This is a genomic window from Pseudophaeobacter leonis, assembly GCF_002087335.1.
Classification (GTDB): domain Bacteria; phylum Pseudomonadota; class Alphaproteobacteria; order Rhodobacterales; family Rhodobacteraceae; genus Pseudophaeobacter; species Pseudophaeobacter leonis.
In genome coordinates, this window is the sequence record NZ_MWVJ01000006.1 from 60,245 (window position 1) to 79,855 (window position 19,611).

General features: G+C 60.7%; 11 protein-coding genes and 5 pseudogenes. 10 read left to right on the plus strand and 6 right to left on the minus strand.

All coding sequences use genetic code 11. The annotated features are described in order from the left end of the window. Positions 1-84 precede the first annotated feature (84 nt). Positions 85-1,744, minus strand: a pseudogene (locus tag B4968_RS02695) (NAD+ synthase). 186 nt (positions 1,745-1,930) lie between these two features. On the opposite strand from B4968_RS02695, the pseudogene B4968_RS02700 reads away from it, so the two are divergent. The 3 genes and pseudogenes from B4968_RS02700 (at position 1,931) to B4968_RS02710 (ending at position 7,048) form a co-directional block, all read left to right on the plus strand. Then, positions 1,931-3,404 (plus strand): annotated as a pseudogene (locus B4968_RS02700) (MORN repeat-containing protein). Positions 3,405-3,818: 414 nt separating this feature from the next. Beyond that, a complete protein-coding gene (locus B4968_RS02705; protein WP_083096371.1) occupies positions 3,819-5,393 on the plus strand; it encodes a 2-isopropylmalate synthase in 1,575 nt (524 codons plus the stop codon). Positions 5,394-5,596: 203 nt separating this feature from the next. After that, on the plus strand, positions 5,597-7,048 hold the full coding sequence (locus tag B4968_RS02710; RefSeq protein ID WP_083096374.1) for a sulfotransferase family protein: 1,452 nt from the start codon (positions 5,597-5,599) through the stop codon (positions 7,046-7,048). A gap of 60 nt (positions 7,049-7,108) precedes the next feature. Here the strand turns inward: B4968_RS02710 and B4968_RS02715 are convergent, their stop codons facing one another. Then, on the minus strand, positions 7,109-7,897 hold the full coding sequence (locus B4968_RS02715; RefSeq protein ID WP_083096377.1) for a 23S rRNA (adenine(2030)-N(6))-methyltransferase RlmJ: 789 nt from the start codon (positions 7,895-7,897) through the stop codon (positions 7,109-7,111). A 279-nt stretch (positions 7,898-8,176) separates the two neighbouring features. Between B4968_RS02715 and B4968_RS02720 the strand changes: the two are divergent. From B4968_RS02720 to B4968_RS02750, 7 genes and pseudogenes are all read left to right on the plus strand, one after another. Next, a pseudogene (locus B4968_RS02720) lies at positions 8,177-9,228 on the plus strand (rod shape-determining protein). A 62-nt stretch (positions 9,229-9,290) separates the two neighbouring features. Next, positions 9,291-10,232, plus strand: a complete 942-nt coding sequence (gene mreC, locus B4968_RS02725; RefSeq protein ID WP_083096379.1) for a rod shape-determining protein MreC — start codon at positions 9,291-9,293, stop codon at positions 10,230-10,232. After that, positions 10,225-10,764, plus strand: a complete 540-nt coding sequence (locus tag B4968_RS02730) for a rod shape-determining protein MreD (RefSeq protein ID WP_083096381.1) — start codon at positions 10,225-10,227, stop codon at positions 10,762-10,764. Before mreC ends, B4968_RS02730 begins: the two co-directional genes overlap by 8 nt. Continuing rightward, a complete protein-coding gene (mrdA, locus tag B4968_RS02735) occupies positions 10,761-12,707 on the plus strand; it encodes a penicillin-binding protein 2 (protein ID WP_083096383.1) in 1,947 nt (648 codons plus the stop codon). Before B4968_RS02730 ends, mrdA begins: the two co-directional genes overlap by 4 nt. Then, positions 12,704-13,844, plus strand: a pseudogene (rodA, locus tag B4968_RS02740) (rod shape-determining protein RodA). Before mrdA ends, rodA begins: the two are co-directional and overlap by 4 nt. Positions 13,845-13,941: 97 nt before the next feature. Then, a complete protein-coding gene (locus B4968_RS02745) occupies positions 13,942-14,352 on the plus strand; it encodes a VOC family protein (protein WP_083096386.1) in 411 nt (136 codons plus the stop codon). Beyond that, positions 14,349-15,275, plus strand: coding sequence for a 2-hydroxyacid dehydrogenase (locus B4968_RS02750; protein WP_083096388.1), 927 nt, complete (start codon positions 14,349-14,351; stop codon positions 15,273-15,275). The genes B4968_RS02745 and B4968_RS02750 overlap by 4 nt, the downstream gene beginning before the upstream one ends. Positions 15,276-15,377: 102 nt before the next feature. Here the strand turns inward: B4968_RS02750 and B4968_RS02755 are convergent. The 4 genes and pseudogenes from B4968_RS02755 to dut form a co-directional block, all read right to left on the minus strand. Beyond that, positions 15,378-17,394 (minus strand): annotated as a pseudogene (locus B4968_RS02755) (M3 family metallopeptidase). 203 nt (positions 17,395-17,597) lie between these two features. Beyond that, positions 17,598-17,987 carry a hypothetical protein gene (locus B4968_RS22935; RefSeq protein WP_139792554.1) on the minus strand — a complete coding sequence of 130 codons (390 nt, stop codon included), beginning with the start codon at positions 17,985-17,987 and terminating at the stop codon, positions 17,598-17,600. Position 17,988: 1 nt separating this feature from the next. After that, complete coding sequence (locus tag B4968_RS02760) at positions 17,989-19,047, minus strand: HesA/MoeB/ThiF family protein (protein WP_083096390.1); 1,059 nt, start codon at positions 19,045-19,047, stop codon at positions 17,989-17,991. Further along, positions 19,047-19,502: a dUTP diphosphatase gene (gene dut, locus B4968_RS02765; RefSeq protein WP_083096392.1), complete on the minus strand. Its 456-nt coding sequence runs from the start codon at positions 19,500-19,502 to the stop codon at positions 19,047-19,049. The genes B4968_RS02760 and dut overlap by 1 nt, the downstream gene beginning before the upstream one ends. Positions 19,503-19,611 lie beyond the last annotated feature (109 nt).

The window sequence follows — 19,611 nt, forward strand, 5'->3', positions numbered from 1 at the left end:
TTTTTTGCCACTTAATTCCCTGAAAATCATGAGAAAACAACTGGAAACCCCCTGTGACACCGCGTCATCCTCTCAAGACAATTCCTAGGAGGGATCGCGAAAACGATTGACAATAGGGTAGCGGCGGTCAAGCCAAAAAGCCCGTGGCGAAAGCCGGGCTCCGGGGGCTGACTGAAAGCGTTTGTACTCGCTGATATAGAGCAGATGTTCGATGCGTTTGGCTGTTTCGCGCGCGAAACCTTGTGCCACGCAGTCCGCAATCGAGCCATCCTGATCAACCAAAATCTGCAAAATCGCATCCAGCTCCGGGTAGTCCGGCAGGCTGTCACTGTCTTTCTGGTCATCCCGCAGCTCAGCCGAAGGCGGCTTGTCGATCACATTGGGGCGGATGACCTCACCGGCAGGGCCCTTCATCCAGGGGCGGTGATTGGCATTGCGCCAGCGACAGGTTTCAAAAACCCGGGTCTTGTAGAGATCCTTGATCGGGTTGTAGCCGCCGTTCATATCACCATAGATTGTGGCGTAACCCACTGCGACCTCTGATTTATTCCCCGTGGTCAGCAGCATCTCGCCAAATTTGTTCGACATCGCCATCAGCAGCAGTCCCCGCAGGCGGGACTGGATGTTTTCCTCGGTGAGGTCCTCGTCACGCCCGGCAAACAGCGGTGCCAGCGTATTGGTGATGGCGGCGCGGCCTTCGGCAATGGGCACATAGTCATAGTGCACGCCCAGCGCCTCGGCCACCGCCTCGGCGTCCTCCAGGGACTCCCGGCTGGTGTATTCCGAGGGCAGCATGACGCAACGCACGTTCTCGGATCCGATCGCATCCACCGCGATGGCGGCAACAATGGCCGAGTCGACGCCGCCGGACAGTCCCAGCAGCACTTTCTTGAAGCCGGTTTTGCCCATGTAGTCACGCAGGGATTCGACCATGGTGCGATAGTCCTGCTCCCATTCATCAGGCAAATGCGCCTTTTCCCCCTCAATGGCACGCCAGCCAGCGTCGGTGCGTTCCAGATCCAGTTGGGTGATCACCTCGTCAAACACCGGGCATCTGCAACGCCAGCGCGCCGTTAGGCTGCACCACGAAACTACCGCCATCAAAGACCTGATCGTCCTGGCCACCTACCATATTGAGGTAGATCACCGGCAACCCGGTTTCGACCGCACGGGCCACCATGAAATTCTGCCGCACTTCCATCTTGTTACGGAAATAGGGAGAGCCATTGGGAATCAGCAGGAATTCAGCGCCGGTCTCCTGCAGCGTTTCGGCCACATCAGGGTGCCAGCCATCTTCGCAAATCGGCGAGCCAATGCGCGTATCCCCCACCGCATAGGGTCCGCCAAGCGGACCCGCATCAAAGATTCGCACCTCGTCAAACACAGTCTCGTTGGGCAGGTGATGCTTTAGACAGCGCGAGGCGATCTTGCCCCCCTTGAGGATCAGATAGGCATTATAAAGCTTGCCATCTTCAGCCCAGGGGCAGCCAATCGCAAGCGCTGGCCCCTCGGCGCAGTCAATAGCCAGCTGGGCCGCGGCGGCCATCGCAGCCTGCTGAAACACCGGCTTCAGCACCAGGTCCTGCGTGTTATAACCGGTGAGGAACATCTCGGGCAGCGCCACCAGATCAGCACCGGCGGCACGCCCGGCCTGCCAGGCCTCAAGCGCCTTGGCTGCATTGCCCGCAAGATCCCCAACCGTGGGGTTCATCTGCGCCAGTGTCACACGAAACCGATCTGCCATCCTGCACAAGCCCTTTGCAAAACATATTCCCAGTCGTTTATCAGATCAGCAGCCAAGGAAAAGGGGCGAGCCGCAAAAGACATTGCGGCAAGTGGTTTGCTCGCTTAGTTTCCTAGCAAGTAACCCATTGGCAGAAGCAATTCCCAAAGGTTGGTTTCGACCGGCTTGCGGCAAACAGAGGTTTTCATGACCGGTTTCAGCAGAACGCTTGCAACGCTCTTCATTCTGGCCCTGGCCGCTCCCGCCGGCACCCCCGCCCGGGCCCAGGACGACAGGATCATCACCAGTCAGGATGAAATCGGGGGCGTCTACGAGGGCACCTTCCGGGGCGGCCTGCAACATGGCACCGGCACCTACCGCCTGCCCAATGGCTATGAGTATTCCGGCGCCTGGGTTGACGGCGAAATTCTTGGGCTGGGCGTGGCGCGCTTTCCCAATGGATCGATCTACGAGGGCGAATTCGTCAAAGGTAAGCCCGAAGGACTGGGCAAAATCCCCCTGGCGGATGGCGGCACCTATGAAGGCGAGTGGATGGCTGGCGTCATCAATGGCCAGGGCGTTGCAGTCTATGCCAATGGCGTGCGCTACGAGGGCAGCTTTGTTCAGGGCCAGCATCAGGGCAAGGGTGTGATGCAAAACCCCGGCGGCTATGAATACAATGGCGACTGGGTTGAGGGGCGCAAAGAGGGCAAGGCCACCATCACCTATCCTGATGGCGCCACCTATCAGGGCGATATTCGCGATGGTCAGCTGCACGGGGTTGGCACGCTGGAGATGCCGGACGGGCTGCGCTACGAGGGCGATTGGGCCGACAATCAGATGAACGGGGTCGGCACCCTCACCCAGCCCAACGGCGATGTCTACAGCGGCCCGCTGGCCAACGGCCGCCGTCAGGGTATCGGCACCCAGACCCATGCCAATGGCGACACATTTGAGGGCATGTTCGAAGACGACCTGCGCCACGGCACCGGCACGTTCACCAAGACAGATGGCTATACCTATACCGGCGCCTGGCTGGCCGGGCAGATCGAAGGCCAGGGCCGCGTGACCTATCCCGACGGCTCGGTCTATGAGGGCGCCTTTCAGGACGACCTGTCCCATGGCGTCGGCAAGATCACCTATCCTGATGGCTCGACCTATGAAGGCGACTGGATTTCCGGCGTCATTGAGGGCAATGGCACTGCCACCTACCCCAATGACGCCGGTCTACAAAGGCGCCTTTGTGAATGCCCGCAACCACGGTCAGGGCATCATGACGGATGCCAGCGGCTATCTGTATGACGGCGGCTGGCAGGACGGGCAGCGCCACGGCGAAGCAAGGGTGACCTATGCAGATGGCTCGATCTATACTGGCAGTTTTGTCAACAGCCAACGCCACGGCAGCGGCAAGATCGAAATGCCCAGCGGCTTTATCTATGAGGGCGACTGGACAGAGGGAAAGATTACCGGTGAGGGCAAGGCCACCTATGCCAATGGCGATATCTATGTGGGCGCCTTTGTGAACGGCAAGCGGCAGGGCCCCGGCACCATGACCTATACCGGCGGGCAGACGGGCAGCGGCAGCTGGAACAACGGCGCGCCCCCCAATGCCGATGCTGAAGCAGACGAAGCGGCTGAAACAGAGACTGAAGCACAGCCAGACGCCACCGCATCACAATAAGCCAGCAGGCGCCAGTGGGTTCCTGTGGGTTCCTGTGGGGGCCGGGTGCCGCAGGCCTGTGGTGAAACACAGGTCTGACATCACAACGCAGGTCTGCACGTCTCCAGCCCGCAGGTCTTTGCCCTGCACATCTTTGGCGCGCCCACAACAAAACCGATATTGCGCTTTGTTTTCCCTCTTTCCATTCGCAACCGCCTCTGTATAAATTGCCGCTATGACAGTTTGCGCAGATATCCCTATGACCGACGCCGCCTTTCGCGGCGCGTCTCTGCGTGCCCTACTGCTCCTAGTCCGCCTCTGAGCGTGCCTTTTGGCGCGTCCGCTCAGAGGAGATAGGCATGCGCGCCAAAATATGGACCGCCGAAAACGAGCTGCCAGAAATGGACCTCAGGACAGAGTTAGAAAGTTACTAAAATGACCAATATCATTGACAAAGATCGCGTCTTGATCTTCGACACCACCCTGCGCGATGGCGAACAAAGCCCCGGCGCCACCATGACCCATGACGAAAAGCTTGAGATTGCCGAGCTGCTGGATGATATGGGCGTCGACATCATCGAGGCCGGCTTTCCCATTGCCTCTGAGGGCGACTTCAAAGCCGTGAGCGAGATTGCCGAGCGGTCAAAGAATTCGGTGATCTGCGGGCTGGCACGGGCCAATTTCAAAGACATCGACCGCTGCGCCGAGGCCGTGCGCCAAGCGGCAAAGCCGCGCATTCACACCTTTATCGGCACCTCGGCACTGCACCGCGCCATTCCCAATCTCAGCATGGATGAGATGGCCGACCGCATCCACGAGACCGTCACCCATGCGCGCAATCTGGTGGACAATGTGCAGTGGTCGCCGATGGATGCCACCCGCACGGAATGGGACTACCTGTGCCGGGTGATCGAGATCGCCATCAAGGCCGGCGCCACCACCATCAACATCCCCGACACCGTCGGCTATACAGCCCCTGCTGACAGTGCCGATCTGATCAAACGCCTGATCGAAACCGTGCCGGGCGCCGATGAGGTGATCTTTGCCACCCATTGCCACAATGACCTTGGCATGGCGACGGCCAACTCGCTGGCCGCTGTCGCAGGCGGCGCGCGTCAGGTTGAGTGCACCATCAACGGCCTGGGTGAACGGGCCGGCAACACCGCCCTCGAAGAGGTGGTGATGGCGCTGAAAGTGCGCAATGACATCATGCCCTGGAAGACTGGCATCGACACCAAAAAGATCATGCATATCTCGCGCCGCGTCGCCACGGTGTCGGGCTTTTCGGTGCAGTTCAACAAGGCCATCGTCGGCAAGAACGCCTTTGCCCACGAAAGCGGCATCCATCAGGATGGCATGCTGAAGAACAAAGAAACCTTTGAAATCATGCGCCCCGAGGATGTCGGCCTCTCCGGCACCTCGCTGCCGCTTGGCAAACACTCGGGCCGGGCTGCGCTGCGCGACAAGCTCAACACATTGGGGTTCGAGGTCGGTGACAACCAGTTAAAAGACCTGTTTGTGCGCTTCAAAGAGCTGGCGGATCGCAAGAAAGAAGTCTTTGACGACGATATTATCGCCCTGATGCGTTCGGGCGAGGATTCTGAGAACGACCATCTGCAACTGGTCTCGATGAAGGTTATCTGCGGCACCGGCGGCCCGGCCGAAGCCACAGTCGAGATGGAGGTGGATGGCAAGGATGTCACCGCGACCGCCGAGGGCGATGGCCCGGTGGATGCCACCTTTAAGGCCGTCCGCAAGATCTACCCCAACACGGCCCGTCTGCAGCTGTATCAGGTGAACGCGGTGACCGAAGGCACCGACGCCCAGGCCACAGTTTCGGTCCGCCTTGAGGAAGACGGTATTATTGCCACCGGCGAAAGCGCCAATACCGATACGGTTGTGGCCTCGGCCAAGGCCTATATCAATGCGCTGAACCGGGTGATTGTGCGCCGCGACCGGGTGGGCGAAGGGGCAGACGCCCGCGAAATCTCTTATAAAGACGTGACCTGACGGCGCGCCCTTTCCGGCTATGGTTCCGGCTACGGCTAAACTGCGACACATCATAGCGCGCCCGCCCCTGAACCTCCGGGGCGGGCGTTTTTATGTCCTGATCGAAGTTATTTGCGCAAACATCACGCCGCCCTCAAATTTACCGCTTTGAAATATGCCGTTGTTAGCCTGCCCCAGTTCGTTCTCCTAAAGTGGCAGCAAAAATGCACCAAACCAGTATGGAAAACCCGTTGGCAGAAGCCTTTGACAGAAGTACCTATGCTGGCCTGATGCAGCGCGGCGCCTTCCAGGAGGTTATGATTGCCCTGCAGCCTCAGCTGGCCCGCGCCCCCTCGGACCCCGGAATGCTGGACCTTGTGGCTGATTGCTATTTTGGACTTGGTCGCGCCGATCGCGGCATCGAAGTCCTCGAGGCCATTGTGGCCACCTGGCCGGACGACCTTGCGGCCTGGGGCAAACTGGGCGCCCGCAGCCTGCAAAGCGGCCATAAGGAGCGCGCCGCTGAGGCCTTTAAGGCAATTCTGAAACACAATCCCAATTCGGCGCAGGCCTTGAGCACGCTGTATCTTGCCGCGCCCTACACCTGGGACAGCGCACATGGCAAACGTCTGCGCAGGCTTGCCAGCAGCGCAAAACTGTCCAAGGCAGAAAAGGTCAGCGCCTCGAACACCTTGGGCAAGCTGGCCTCTGCTGCTGACAAACCGGCCATCGCGTTTCGCTATTTTCAGGTCGCCAAAGATGCAACCCCGGGAAGTTACGATTCGAGCGAAACATCAGCCTCTGTTGCCGCGCAATGCCAGAGCTTTGACCCCAAGCGGCTGCCGCAGATCACAACCACCGGAAACACGAAAACTGGCGACACCTCCCGGCCCTTGTTCGTTGTGGGCCTGCCCCGGTCTGGCACGACGCTGTTGGAAACCATGCTGAGGGCGCATCCCCACGTCGCCAGCATTGGCGAAAGCCCGGCTCTGATCCAAACCCGTCAGGCCATTCAGAACCACCTGCGCCAGCACGACCCTGCCGCGCCGGACTGGGCCTGGTGTGACCAGACAAGCCCCGAGCTGGCCCAGGCCGGACGCGAGGCCTATCTGGCGCAGCTTTCGCAACCCGATACCGCGCCCGGTACTGTCCCCTGCCGCGTCACCATCGACAAGCTGCCGCAAAACCTGTTTGAAATGGGCTTTGCCCGCATGATCCTGCCCGACGCGCGGTTTGTCTTTATGATGCGCCATCCGCTGGATATTGGCCTGTCGCTGTTCACCACCAATTTTCATCAGGGCCACTACTATTCAAAAGACCTCAAATCGATCGGGCAGCACATTCGCGCCAACTACGCGTCTTTGGATGACTATATCCCAAAACTTGGCGACAGGGTGCGGCTGCAATCCTATCGCCAGCTTGTCGAAACCCCGGAGCCGCAGATGCGTGCCATCCTGGCGCATCTTGATCTTGGCTGGGAGGCTGCCTGCCTTGCGCCGCAAGACTCCAAAGAATCCGTCACCACCGCCTCGCTGCTGCAGGTGCGCGAAGGGGTGAACCGATCCGGCCTGAACAAATGGCAGCGTTTTGAGACGCAGCTACAGCCGCTGATTGACGCCCTGGGCGGCTGGGACTGGATCAAAGAGTGGGAAGCCCGCGACGCAACACTCGACTAGCACAGCTAGCAAGCAAGGCGGCCAGGACGTCTTTTTTCCGCCTGTGTGATCTTACGATGGTTATTGCAGTCCGGCAAAAAGCCCATCCAGGCGGGCGCATTCCGCCTCGATGCCAAAGGGGGCATTGACCAGGAACATCCCAGAGCCGATCATCCGGTGCCCCTCGCGCGCCGCAGGGAACCGCACCTCATGGCGCAGCGCGCCGGGCAGGTTCTGGCTTTCCAGCGCCCGCAGCATTGGCCCATGGGCGCCATCTTGCAGGATCGGATACCAGAGCGCGATAATGCCAACGTTCCACTTGCGATGCAGCGTGGCGATGATGCCGGGAATGCGGCCGTAGTCGCTTTTGATCTCATAGCTCGGATCGATCAGCAAAAGCCCGCGCCGCGGCGTTGGCGGCGCCAGAGACTGGGCCAGCTCAAACCCGTCCTGCATGTGTATTTTGGCCCGCCCCCGTGGCAGGGATTGACGCAGGGCTTCGTGTTCACCGGGATGCAGCTCGGCAAAATGCAGGCTGTCTTGCGGACGCAGCAGATGGTGCGCAATCAACGGAGAGCCGGGATAGGCCGGCTCGCCATGCGCCGCCTTGCAAGCCGCAAGGGCCGCAAGCAACGGATGATCCGCAGGCAGGCTGCCATCGCCAAGAAGACGATCTATTCCGGCAGCAGCCTCGCCGGTCTTGATCGCTTCTGGCGCATCCAGATGATACAGCCCGCGTCCGGCGTGGGTCTCGATATAGCTGACCGGTTTGTCCTTGCGCGTGAGATAAGACAGCATCGCAGCCAACAGCATGTGCTTTTGGACATCGGCCAGATTTCCGGCATGATAAATATGTTGATATGACAGCATAGCACCGGCTCTAGCGCGTATTTGCCGCGCTGGGAACCACAAACCACTGGGCGGATAACCCAGCGCAGCCCCAGCGCGCAGCTGACTCGCAGCGCCCCGGTCGCTGAGACCTTTGGCCGCAAAGTGCAACCCCAATGCCCATTGAGACACCCGCACCGGCGAAAAGGCGCTAGCAACGCGCAAAACGCCCTTTTACGGCAGGGCTGCGCTGGTATAAGACGTAGGTTGGCGGCGACAGAAGAGTCGTCCCTTGCTCCAGCTTGATAGGATCATATTTTAATGGCGTTTTTCGGAAATCTTGGCGGGTTGTTCACCACGGACATGGCCATCGACCTCGGCACCGCAAACACGCTGGTCTACGTCAAAGGCCGTGGCGTGATCCTGTCGGAACCCTCTGTGGTGGCGTATCATATCAAAGATGGGGTGTGAAAAAGGTGCTTGCCGTTGGCGAAGACGCCAAGCTGATGCTGGGCCGGACCCCCGGCAGTATTCAGGCGATCCGTCCCATGCGCGAAGGCGTTATTGCCGATTTTGATACCGCCGAAGAAATGATCAAACATTTCATTCGCAAGGTGCACAAACGCTCGCCCTTTTCCAGAAAACCAAAAATCATCGTCTGTGTGCCCCATGGCGCCACCCCGGTTGAGAAACGCGCCATCCGCACCTCGGTTCTCTCGGCAGGTGCTGGCCGCGCCGGTCTGATTGCAGAGCCCATTGCCGCCGCCATTGGTGCCGGCATGCCGATCACGGATCCAACCGGCAACATGGTTGTCGACATCGGCGGTGGTACCACCGAGGTGGCGGTTCTGTCGCTGGGCGACATTGTTTATGCCCGCTCGGTGCGGGTTGGTGGCGACCGGATGGATGAGGCGGTCCTCTCGTATCTGCGCCGCCAGCAGAACCTGTTGATTGGTGAGGCCACCGCCGGACGTATCAAGACCTCTATCGGCACCGCCCGGATGCCCGACGATGGCCTCGGCCAGTCGATGCAAATCCGCGGGCGTGATCTTTTGAACGGCGTGCCGCAAGAAATCGAAATCAGCCAGGCCCAGGTCGCCGAGGCGCTGGCGGAACCCGTACAGCAGATCTGTGAGGCGGTGATGACCGCGCTGGAGACAACGCCGCCGGATCTGGCTGCTGATATTGTTGACCGGGGCGTCATGCTCACCGGGGGGGGCGCGCTGTTGGGCGATCTCGATCTGGCCCTGCGCGAGCAAACCGGACTGGCCGTCTCGATCGCCGATGAATGCCTGAACTGCGTTGCCCTTGGCACCGGCAAAGCGCTGGAATTCGAAAAACAACTGCGTCACGCCATCGACTACGACAGCTAAGCCCCGCTGCGCAGCCGCTCTGACACCTCAGAGCGCGCGCACGGATGCCGGAAAGGAGCCCCTTGGCCAAAGACCGCTCCCAGCGCGAAGATTATGCCGCGCCACTGCGCCGCCTGTTGGTTGCTGTGGTGTGCCTGTGTCTGGCCGCGCTGTTTTTGGTCTGGCGCATCGACAGCCCCCGGGTTGAGCGGTTTCGGGCCCAGCTGATTGACGCGGTTGTGCCCAATATGGATTGGGCCATGGCGCCGGTGACCGGAACCATCAACCTGGTGCGTGACTTCCAAAGCTATCAGCGTCTGGCCGACCAGAACCGCGAGCTGCGCTCGGAACTACGCCAGATGCGTGCTTGGAAAGAGGCCGCCCTGCAACTGGAACAGGAGAATGCCCGGCTTCTGGATCTCAACAATGTGCGTCTGGATCCCAAACTCGCCTTTATCACCGGCGTGGTGACAGCAGACAGCGGCTCTCCCTTTCGCCAATCGGTGATTTTGAACGTTGGCGCCCGCGATGGGCTTCAGGATGGCTGGGCCACCATGGATGGCATCGGCCTGGTTGGACGGATCTCTGGCACCGGGCGCAATACCGCACGGGTGGTTCTGCTCACCGATGCCGCCAGTGCGGTGCCTGTCACCATTCAGCCCTCAGGCCAGACTGCCCTGCTGACCGGCGACAACAGTGCCGCGCCGCTGCTGGCCTTTCTGGAAAACGCCGATCTGGTGCGCCCCGGCGACCGGGTTGTCACCTCGGGCGATGGCGCAGTGTTTCCCGCCGGGCTTTTGGTGGGTCAGGTCACCGAAGATCGCAGCGGCCGCATCCGGGTGCGCCTGTCAGCCGATTACGAACGGTTAGAGTATCTGCGGGTGCTGCGGCCCCACGGCACCCAGGTGATCCGCGACCCCGGCGGGCTGATTGTCCCTGCCCCCGGCGCCAATACCCCCAGATCCCGCCCCGGTGGTCTGGGCCTTGGCACAACCGCGCCAGCCACAGGAGCTGACAATGGCTGAGGTCTCTGCGGGACGCACCCTGACGATGCGGGCCAGTTTTGCCGGGCTTGCTTTTGTGGTGATTTTCTTTCACCTGCTGCCCCTCGACACGGTGGCACGCAACTGGGCACCGCCGGATTTACTGATCGCCCTTGCCATGGCCTGGTCGCTGCGGCGCCCTGACTATGTGCCGATCCTGCTTCTCACCCTGATCATGCTGCTCGCGGATTTTCTGTTCGACCGGCCGCCGGGGGTCTTGGCGCTTTTGGTGGTTCTGGGCTGCGAGTTCCTGCAGTCACGCACCCAACCACAGCATGAAACCACCTTTGCGGTTGAATGGCTCTCGGTAGCTCTGGTTATCGCGGCGATCACGCTTTTGAACCGGTTCATCCTGTCGCTCTTTGCGGTGGCGCAGGCCCCGCTCAGCCTGTCATTGATCGAAATGCTGGCGACAATCATAGCCTACCCAGTGGTGGTGCTGTTTAGTCAGGGCCTTTTGGGCGTGCGCAAACTGTCCCCCGCTGAGGCAGAAATCATGGGAGCGCGCGGATGAAACGCAACCCACGAGACCTGGAAGGTGCCCATCGCAAGCTGAGCCGCCGCGCACTGCTGCTGGGCGGGCTGCAATTGGGTGTTGCCGGTGCACTGGCGGCCCGTATGCGCTATTTGCAGGTGGATCAGGCCGACCAGTTCCGCCTGCTGGCCGAAGAGAACCGCATCAATATTCGCTTGCTTGCCCCGGCCCGCGGTGAGATTTTTGACCGCAACGGAACCACGCTGGCGCATAACTCGCCCTCTTACCGCATCATTATTGTGCCAGAGGATGCGGGCGATGTGGACGAGGTGATCTCCAAACTGTCGCGCCTGATCACCCTGTCCCCCGAAGATGTGGAACGCGCCCTGGCCGAGATGCGCCGCTCGCCGCCCTTCCTGCCGATCACTCTTGCAGACCAGCTGACCTGGGAAGACATCTCAAAGGTGGCGGTGAACGCACCTGCCCTGCCCGGCATCACCCCCGAAGTCGGCCTGACCCGGATCTACCCACAGCAAAGCGATTTTGCCCATGTGGTTGGCTATGTCGGCCCGGTCTCCGACTATGACCTCAGCAAGCTGGACACCCCTGACCCGATCCTGCGCATCCCGCGCTTTCAGATCGGCAAGGTGGGGTTTGAAGCAAAACGCGAAGATGTTCTGCGCGGCACCGCCGGTGCCAAACGGGTCGAAGTCAACGCAACCGGCCGCGTCATGCGCGAGCTGGATCGCAAGGAAGGTCAGGCCGGCGCCGATATGCAGCTGGCGGTGGATGCCGACCTGCAGCACTATACCCAGGCGCGGCTGGGCTCAGAAAGCGCCGCCGTTGTGGTGGTCGACTGCGACAATGGCGATCTGCGCGCCATTGCCTCGGCCCCCAGTTTTGACCCCAATCTGTTTGTGCGCGGCATCTCGGTTGCGGACTATCGGCAACTGACCGATGACCCCTATCGCCCGCTGGCCAACAAAACGGTTCAGGGCACCTATCCGCCCGGCTCTGCCTTTAAGATGGTGACCTCGCTGGCGGCGCTCGAAGAAGGGCTGATCGGGCCGGAAGACACCGTCTGGTGCCCCGGCCATCTTGAGGTGTCCGGGCGGCGGTTTCATTGCTGGAAGCGGGCTGGTCACGGCCATGTCGACCTCAATACCGCGCTGAAGCAGTCCTGCGACGTTTACTACTATGACCTTGCCATCAAGGTGGGCATCGACAAGATTTCAGCCATGGCCAATCGGCTGGGGCTGGGCATTCGCCACGATCTGCCTATGTCTGCCGTGGCCAGTGGCCTGGCACCCAACCGCGAGTGGAAATCGCGGGTGCGGGGTCAGGACTGGCTGGTGGGTGATACGGTCAACGTCTCGATTGGTCAGGGCTTTATGCTTGCCTCGCCACTGCAACTGGCGGTGATGACCGCGCGTCTGGCCACCGGGCGCCGCATCACGCCGCGCCTTGTGAAATCCATCGACGGCATTGAGCAGCCCTCAGGGGTCGGCGAGCAAATGGGGCTGAATGAGAACAATCTGCGCATGGTGCGGCGCGGCATGTATTCGGTCAGCAACGACCGGCGCGGCACCGGATATCGCTCACGCATCATCGCAGAAGGCCTGCGCATGGGCGGCAAAAGCGGCACCAGTCAGGTGCGCAATATCACTGCCGCCGAGCGTGCCGCCGGCGTGATCAGCAACAAAGACCTGCCCTGGGAGCGGCGCGACCATGCGCTCTATGTCTGTTTTGCCCCCTTTGACAAACCGAAATACGCAATTTCGGTGATCGTGGAACATGGCGGCGGCGGATCAACTGCGGCGGCGCCCATTGCCCGCGATGTGATGCTACAGGCTCTCTATAATGGCACGCCGCCGCTGGAGGCCTACCCAAAGGGCGACCGCAGCCGGATCAAGGCGCAGCAGGAACGTCTGGAGCGTGAACGCATCAAACGGTCGCAAAATCAGGACAGCGACCGCGCATGAGCTATCTTGAATATAACGCCAAATCGACCCCCACCGGCCTGCGCAAGGTGCTCTATCTGAACTGGCCGCTGACCTTGCTGCTGGCCTCGGTCGCCTGCGTGGGGTTCCTGATGCTCTATTCGGTGGCCGGAGGGTCGTTTTCGCCCTGGGCAGAGCCACAATTCAAACGATTCCTGCTGGGCATGGGCGTGATGATCGTGATCGGCCTGGTGCCAATCTGGTTCGGGCGCAATATCTCGGTCCTGGCCTATCTGATATCCGTCATGCTGCTGCTGGCGGTTGAGTTCTTTGGCACGGTTGGCATGGGCGCACAGCGCTGGATCGACCTTGGCTTTATGCGGCTGCAACCCTCTGAGCTGATGAAAATCACCTCGGTGATGCTGCTGGCCGCCTATTATGACTGGCTCCCGCCCGAGCGCAGCTCACGCCCGATCTGGGTGCTGGTGCCGGTGCTGATGATCCTGCTCCCCACCCTGCTGGTGCTGCGCCAGCCCGATCTTGGCACCTCGATCCTGCTTTTGGCGGCGGGGGGCGGGGTGATGTTTCTCGCCGGGGTGCACTGGGCCTATTTTGCCGCCGTCTTTGCCGCAGGCATCGGCTTGATCACAGCCGTGTTCCAAAGGCCGCGCCACCGCCGGGCAGCTGCTCAAGAACTACCAATACCGCCGCATCGACACCTTTCTGGATCCCTCGCAGGACCCTCTGGGGGCCGGCTATCACATCACCCAGTCCAAGATCGCGCTGGGGTCCGGCGGCTGGTCCGGGCGCGGCTATATGCAGGGCACCCAGTCGCGGCTGAATTTTCTACCGGAAAAACACACGGATTTCATCTTTACCACCCTGGCCGAAGAGTTCGGCTTTATCGGCGGCCTCACCCTGCTCAGCCTCTACATCCTGATCATTGTCTTTTGTGTCGCAACCGCCCTTGCCGCCCGGGACCGGTTTTCCTCGCTCGTTTCTCTGGTCGTGGCGATCACCTTCTTTTTGTTCTTTGCCGTCAATATGTCGATGGTCATGGGGCTGGCCCCTGTGGTTGGCGTACCACTGCCCCTGGTCTCTTATGGCGGCTCGGCAATGCTGGTGCTGCTGGCGGCCTTTGGCCTGGTACAAAGCGCCACTGTTCACCGCACCCGTTAAGGCCGCCGCCCCTGAGGCAAGGCAAAGCGCAGCTGCCAGCCCAGCCGCCTGATCTATTTTTTCTGCCCGCTGGGCCGTAGCAAAAGGACCATACACCATGAGCATCTTTCACCTCGCCTATCATGTGGATGACCTGGACAAGGCCCGCGCCTTTTATGGCGGCCTGCTAGGCTGCATTGAGGGGCGCAGCACGGAAACCTGGGTGGATTACAACTTTTTCGGCCACCAGATTTCACTGCACCTGGGGCCGGTCTTTGCCAGCGCCAACACCGGCAAGGTGGGCGACCACATGGTGCCGATGCCGCATCTCGGGGTGATCCTTACGCAGGCCGAGTGGCAAGTGCTTGCGGATAGGCTGACCAAGGCCGGTCAGGACTTTACCCTCGCGCCCACCACGCGCTTTGCCGGTGAGCCGGGCGAGCAAAGCACGATGTTCTTTCATGACCCCGCCGGCAATCCGATCGAGATCAAGGGCTTTGCGGATATGTCTGGCGTTTTTGCCACATGATCAAGGTTCAGTTTGCCGCCCGTCCCGAACGCTGGACAACCTACGCGCCCGCCCTCAAAAGCGCCTTTGAACAGGCCGGGCTCGAGGTCGATCTGCGCCGGGACCACCCGCCCTGCGAGGTCGGCTATGTGGTCTACGCGCCCAACTCCGAGCTGCAGGACTTCACGCCCTATACCGCCTGCAAAGCTGTGCTCAGCCTCTGGGCCGGGGTGGAAAAAATTGTCGGGAACACGACCCTGACCCAGCCCCTGTGCCGCATGGTCGATCCCGGTCTGACCGCTGGCATGGTGGAATGGGTCACAGGCCATGTGCTGCGCTACCACCTGGACATCGACCGCAGCCTTGCCACCCAGGACCGCTGGGAGCCAGTGGTGCCACCCCTGGCACAGGAACGCCCGGTGACCATACTGGGGCTCGGCGCATTGGGTGCAGCCTGTGCCAGCAGCCTCAGCCGCCTTGGATTTCCCGTCACCGGCTGGTCACGCTCCCCCAAAGACATTGCCGGGATCCGCTGCGAACACGGCGACGATGGTCTGGTGCGGGCCCTGTCGCGGGCTCAGATCGTGGTGCTGCTGTTGCCAGACACCCCCGCTACTGAAAACACTCTGAACCGCGCATCGCTTGCCCTGTTGCCACAGGGGGCGCGCATTATAAATCCGGGGCGTGGTCCGCTGATTGACGATGATGCCCTCTTGGCCGCGCTCAAGACGGGACAGATAGCCCATGCCACTCTGGATGTGTTCCGCATAGAGCCGCTTGCTGCAGAACACCCCTATTGGGCCCATCCCAATGTGACGGTGACCCCGCATATCGCCGCAGAAACCCGGGCGCTGACAGCGGCGCAGATGATTGCCCAAAACATCCAACGCGGCGAGGCCGGGCAGCCCTTTGTCAATCAGGTTGATCGTCAGCTGGGCTACTAGAAAGCTCACAATCAGCCCTCCCCCGGCTTCATCTGGCTAAAAATACCTCGGGGGAGGTCGCAGACCGGGGGCAGCGCCCCCAGCCTGAGTGGCAACACTCCGCTACTCCGCCGCCAAACCGCGCCCCTTCAACAAGGCGTCAACCCCCGGCAACCGCCCCCGAAAGGCGGTGTAGAGCTCAGCGGCATCCGCTGATCCGCCGCTCGACAGGATATGTTTCTCCAGCGCACGGGCCCGCTCCGGGTCAAACGCGCCTCCCGCCTCTTCAAAGGCGGCAAAGGCATCGGCGTCCATCACCTCGGACCACATGTAGCTATAGTACCCGGAAGAATAGCCATCACCCGAGAAAACATGGGCAAACTGCGGGCTGGCATGGCGCATGGTGATCGCGCCTGGCATACCGATCTCTGCCAAAACCTCAGCCTGCTTTGCCATCACATCCTGCGGCGCTGCCGCCTCATGAAAGGCCAGATCAACTAGGGCCGAGGCGACATATTCCACCGTTTGAAACCCCATATCAAAGGTCGAGGCACCCAGAACTTTGTTCAGCAGTTCCGCAGGCATGGCTTCGCCGGTGTCAGCATGGGTGGCAAATTCTCGCAAGACCTCAGGCACTTCCAGCCAGTGCTCATAGAGCTGGCTTGGCAGCTCAACAAAGTCCCGCGCCACCGATGTGCCAGAGATGCTCTCGTAGCTGACATCTGACAGCATCTGATGCAGCGCATGGCCAAATTCATGGAACAGGGTCCGGGCATCATCCCAGGACAACAGCGCCGGGTCGCCTTTGGCAAAGTTGCAGACATTTATTACAATCGGAGTCTGTTCTCTAGGGAACTTGGCCTGAGAGCGCATCGCCGAACACCAGGCCCCAGAGCGTTTCGAGCCACGCGCAAAGTAGTCGCCGATAAACACCGCCAGATGTTTGCCGCCTCGCGTCACCTCCCAGGCCCGGCAATCCGGATGGTACAGGGGGATATCAAGCGGCGCAAACTCCAGTCCAAACAAGCGCGTCGCGCAGGCAAAGCTGGCCTCGATCATCCGGTCAAGTTGCAGATAGGGCTTCAATTCCGCCTCATCGAGGTCGTGCTCCGCCTTGCGGCGCTTTTGCGCGTAATAACGCCAGTCCCAGGGCTCCAGATCACCATTGATGCCATCCTCATGCATCATCTGCGCCAAAACCTCTGCGTCCGCCTCGGCTTGCGCCTTTGCAGGCTGCCAGACCTGCATCAACAGATCCCGCACCGCAGCCGGCGTCTTAGCCATTTCGGTTTCCAACTTATAGTCGGCAAAGCTGGCATAGCCCAAAAGGGCTGCGCGTTCGGCGCGCAGGGCCAGGAATCTCGGCGGCAATGGCGCGGTTGTCTGTCTCTCCCTCATTGGCCCCGCGCGCCGTCCAGGCGGCAAAAGCCTTTTGGCGCAAATCCCGCCGCGGTGAAAATTGCAGAAACGGCGTGATGACAGAGCGCGACAGGGTGACCACCGGCCCCGGAGCGCCTCTTTCAGCGCCTGCCGCGCGGCTGGCTGCGATGACAAAATCAGGCAGACCTTCGAGATCGGCTTCGCTCAGCTCCATGAACCAGTCGCGCTCATCCGCCAACAGGTTCTGGGTGAAATCAGTGCCAAGGGTCGCAAGACGCCCTTTGATCGCCTGCATACGCTGGTCTTCTGAACCAACCAAAGCAGCCCCACCGCGCACAAATCCCCGATGGGTGAGCATCAAAACCCGCTGCTGTTCCGACGTCAGATCAAGGCTGTCGCGTTGATCCCATACCGCGTTCACCCGTGCATACAGGGCTTTGTTGGCAGTGATCGCGGAAAAATGCGCCGCAAGTTTGGGAGAGAATTGCCGCTGCAGGGCTTCGCGTTCCGGATTGCTGTCGGCGCCGGCCACGGTGAAAAACACCGACAGAACCTGCTCCAACCCCTGACACGGGGTTTCCAGGGCTTCGATCACATTGGCAAATGTCGCGGGCGCAGGATTTCCGGCGATTTCGGCGATCTGCGCCTGATGTTGCGCCAGCGCCTGATCCAGCGCAGGTGCAAAATCTGCATCCGAAATCCGGTCAAAGGGGGCAATTTCAAAAGCGGTGTCCCAATGGGCCAAGAGGGGGTTTGTCATCAAAGAGATCTCCTTTGGCCGCAGGGTAGCGATGATGCATCCTGGCCGCAATCCGGCAGGCAGATTGTCGGTCACCAAAGCGTAAAAGGCCAAAGAATAGAAAGACTGACAAAAGGGGCGGGGGCTCCCGCCAGCGCCTGCGGCATCAAAGATGCCGCCTTGCTGTTGGGCCCGGCCGCGCGCTCACGCGCGCGGCCGTTGCGTCAAGAAATTTTCTCACCCGAAACAACACCGGCATCTAGGAACTCCCACGCGAGTGAAAGGCAGCCCACTAAAAACAAAATAAGCCCAAAGGCCAGAACGCACACGCCTATGCACTGCCATCTGTCTGCGATTGAGTAGTTTGAAAGCTGTCCCCTTTCAGTCAAATCGACAGATCGTGCATTGTCAAAACCACAAACCCAAGATGTGACGCCGCACGCCACACCAACTACAAAGCAAATGAACGCGATCCCAATCACCCTAGCCCCAACTTCGGGAAGCAGCGAAGAAATTTGACTTAATAGAGCTATAGCAGCACCGCTATTTATTAAGACAACAGCCCGAATGGCGCCCTGTGCATATCCCTGAGAAATCTCTCTATAATCAGCCACATCAGGTCTCCCCACCACACACAGAACAATCCAATCTCTGTGACAAACGAATTTTGCGGCTTTCGCCGTATAGCGCATCGTAGATCAGCATTTCCCCCTGCAGCGGCGCGCCTGCCCCGGTGATCGCCTTGATCGCCTCTACCGCCATCATCGCTCCGACAACGCCCGGCAGTGGCCCGACCACTCCGGCTTCGGAACAGGAGGGCGCCAGTCCGGCAGCCGGGGCTTCAGGGAAAATACACTGGTAGCAGGGGCCATCAGTTTTGGGGTGAAACAGGCTTAGCTGGCCTTCCCATTGCGACAGCGCCCCTGAGATCAATGGCTTGCCCAGTTTTACCGCCGTGCGGTTCACCAGATATCGTGTGGCAAAATTATCCGTGCCATCCAGGATCAAATCAAACTCTGCAAAGAGGGCTTCGGCATTTTCTTCGGTCAGCCGGCGATGAAAGGGGCGCACCTCGACATAGGGGTTTTGCGCCTTCATCGCCGCCTCAGCCGAGAAAACCTTGGGGATACCAATGTCCGCATCCCGGTGGATCACCTGGCGCTGCAGATTGGCGTTTTCCACCTCGTCGTCATCAATCACACCAATGGTGCCAACCCCCGCAGCCGCCAGATACTGCAGCGCCGGCGCTCCCAGCCCGCCGGCTCCGATCACCAGAACCCTGGCCTGTTTCAGCTTTTTCTGCCCCGGCCCGCCCAGTTCACGCAAGACGATATGGCGCGCATAGCGGTTCAGTTCCGTGTCGGAAAACAGAGGCGGTGTTTGGGACATTGTGCTGGCTTTCTGTGTGCTGGCTTTTGATTGCGCGCGGGTCTTGAGGCGAGAGATAATCCAGCCGTAGCCCGCCGCCAAGAGGCCAGCCCCTGCCAGCATCAGCCAGGGCGCTGCTGATCCGCCAGTGGCCTCGCGCAGCGCATGTCCTTCGGGCAGCGTAAGCTGCAGCGCCATCACCGCGGCAAACAACACCGCCAGCAGGCTCGCCCGCATGGCCCGCCCCCAGCCAAGGTAGCCGCCGCCCCACCAGACAAAAGCCGCCAGCGCGAGTATCCGCAGCATCAGCGCCGCCCCGTCGCGCCAAAACCGCCACTGCCGCGCGCGCTTGTATCCAGCTCTGCGACCTGGGTGAACTGCGCCTGCAGAACTGGTGCCACCACCATCTGCGCAATCCGGTCCCCATGGGCGATTTCAAAATCCGCATCCCCGGCGTTCATCACGATGACACCAAGGGGGCCGCGATAATCGCTGTCTATGGTGCCGGGGCTGTTCGGCAGGGTGATGCCGTGTTTCAACGCCAGCCCAGAGCGCGGCCGCAGCTGCACTTCATAGCCCTGCGGGATTGCGAGCCGCAGCCCCGTCGGCACCAGAGCACGCCCGCCAGGGGCCAGTGTGAGGGTACCTCGGTCCGGCAAATTGGCCCGCAAATCCGCGCGAGCAGCACCTGCGGTTTCATAAGATGGCAGAGGCAGGCTTTGGTCCGCGCCCCTGTCAAAGATCATGCGGATCTCAACCATATTAGTCTCTCTCATTGATTCTGTCCCGGGGCTTTACTCCGGGATTTTGCCCCGTTTGTTTTACCCCGGCAGGTCTCAGCTCTGGCACCGGTATAGACCGATCCGGGCC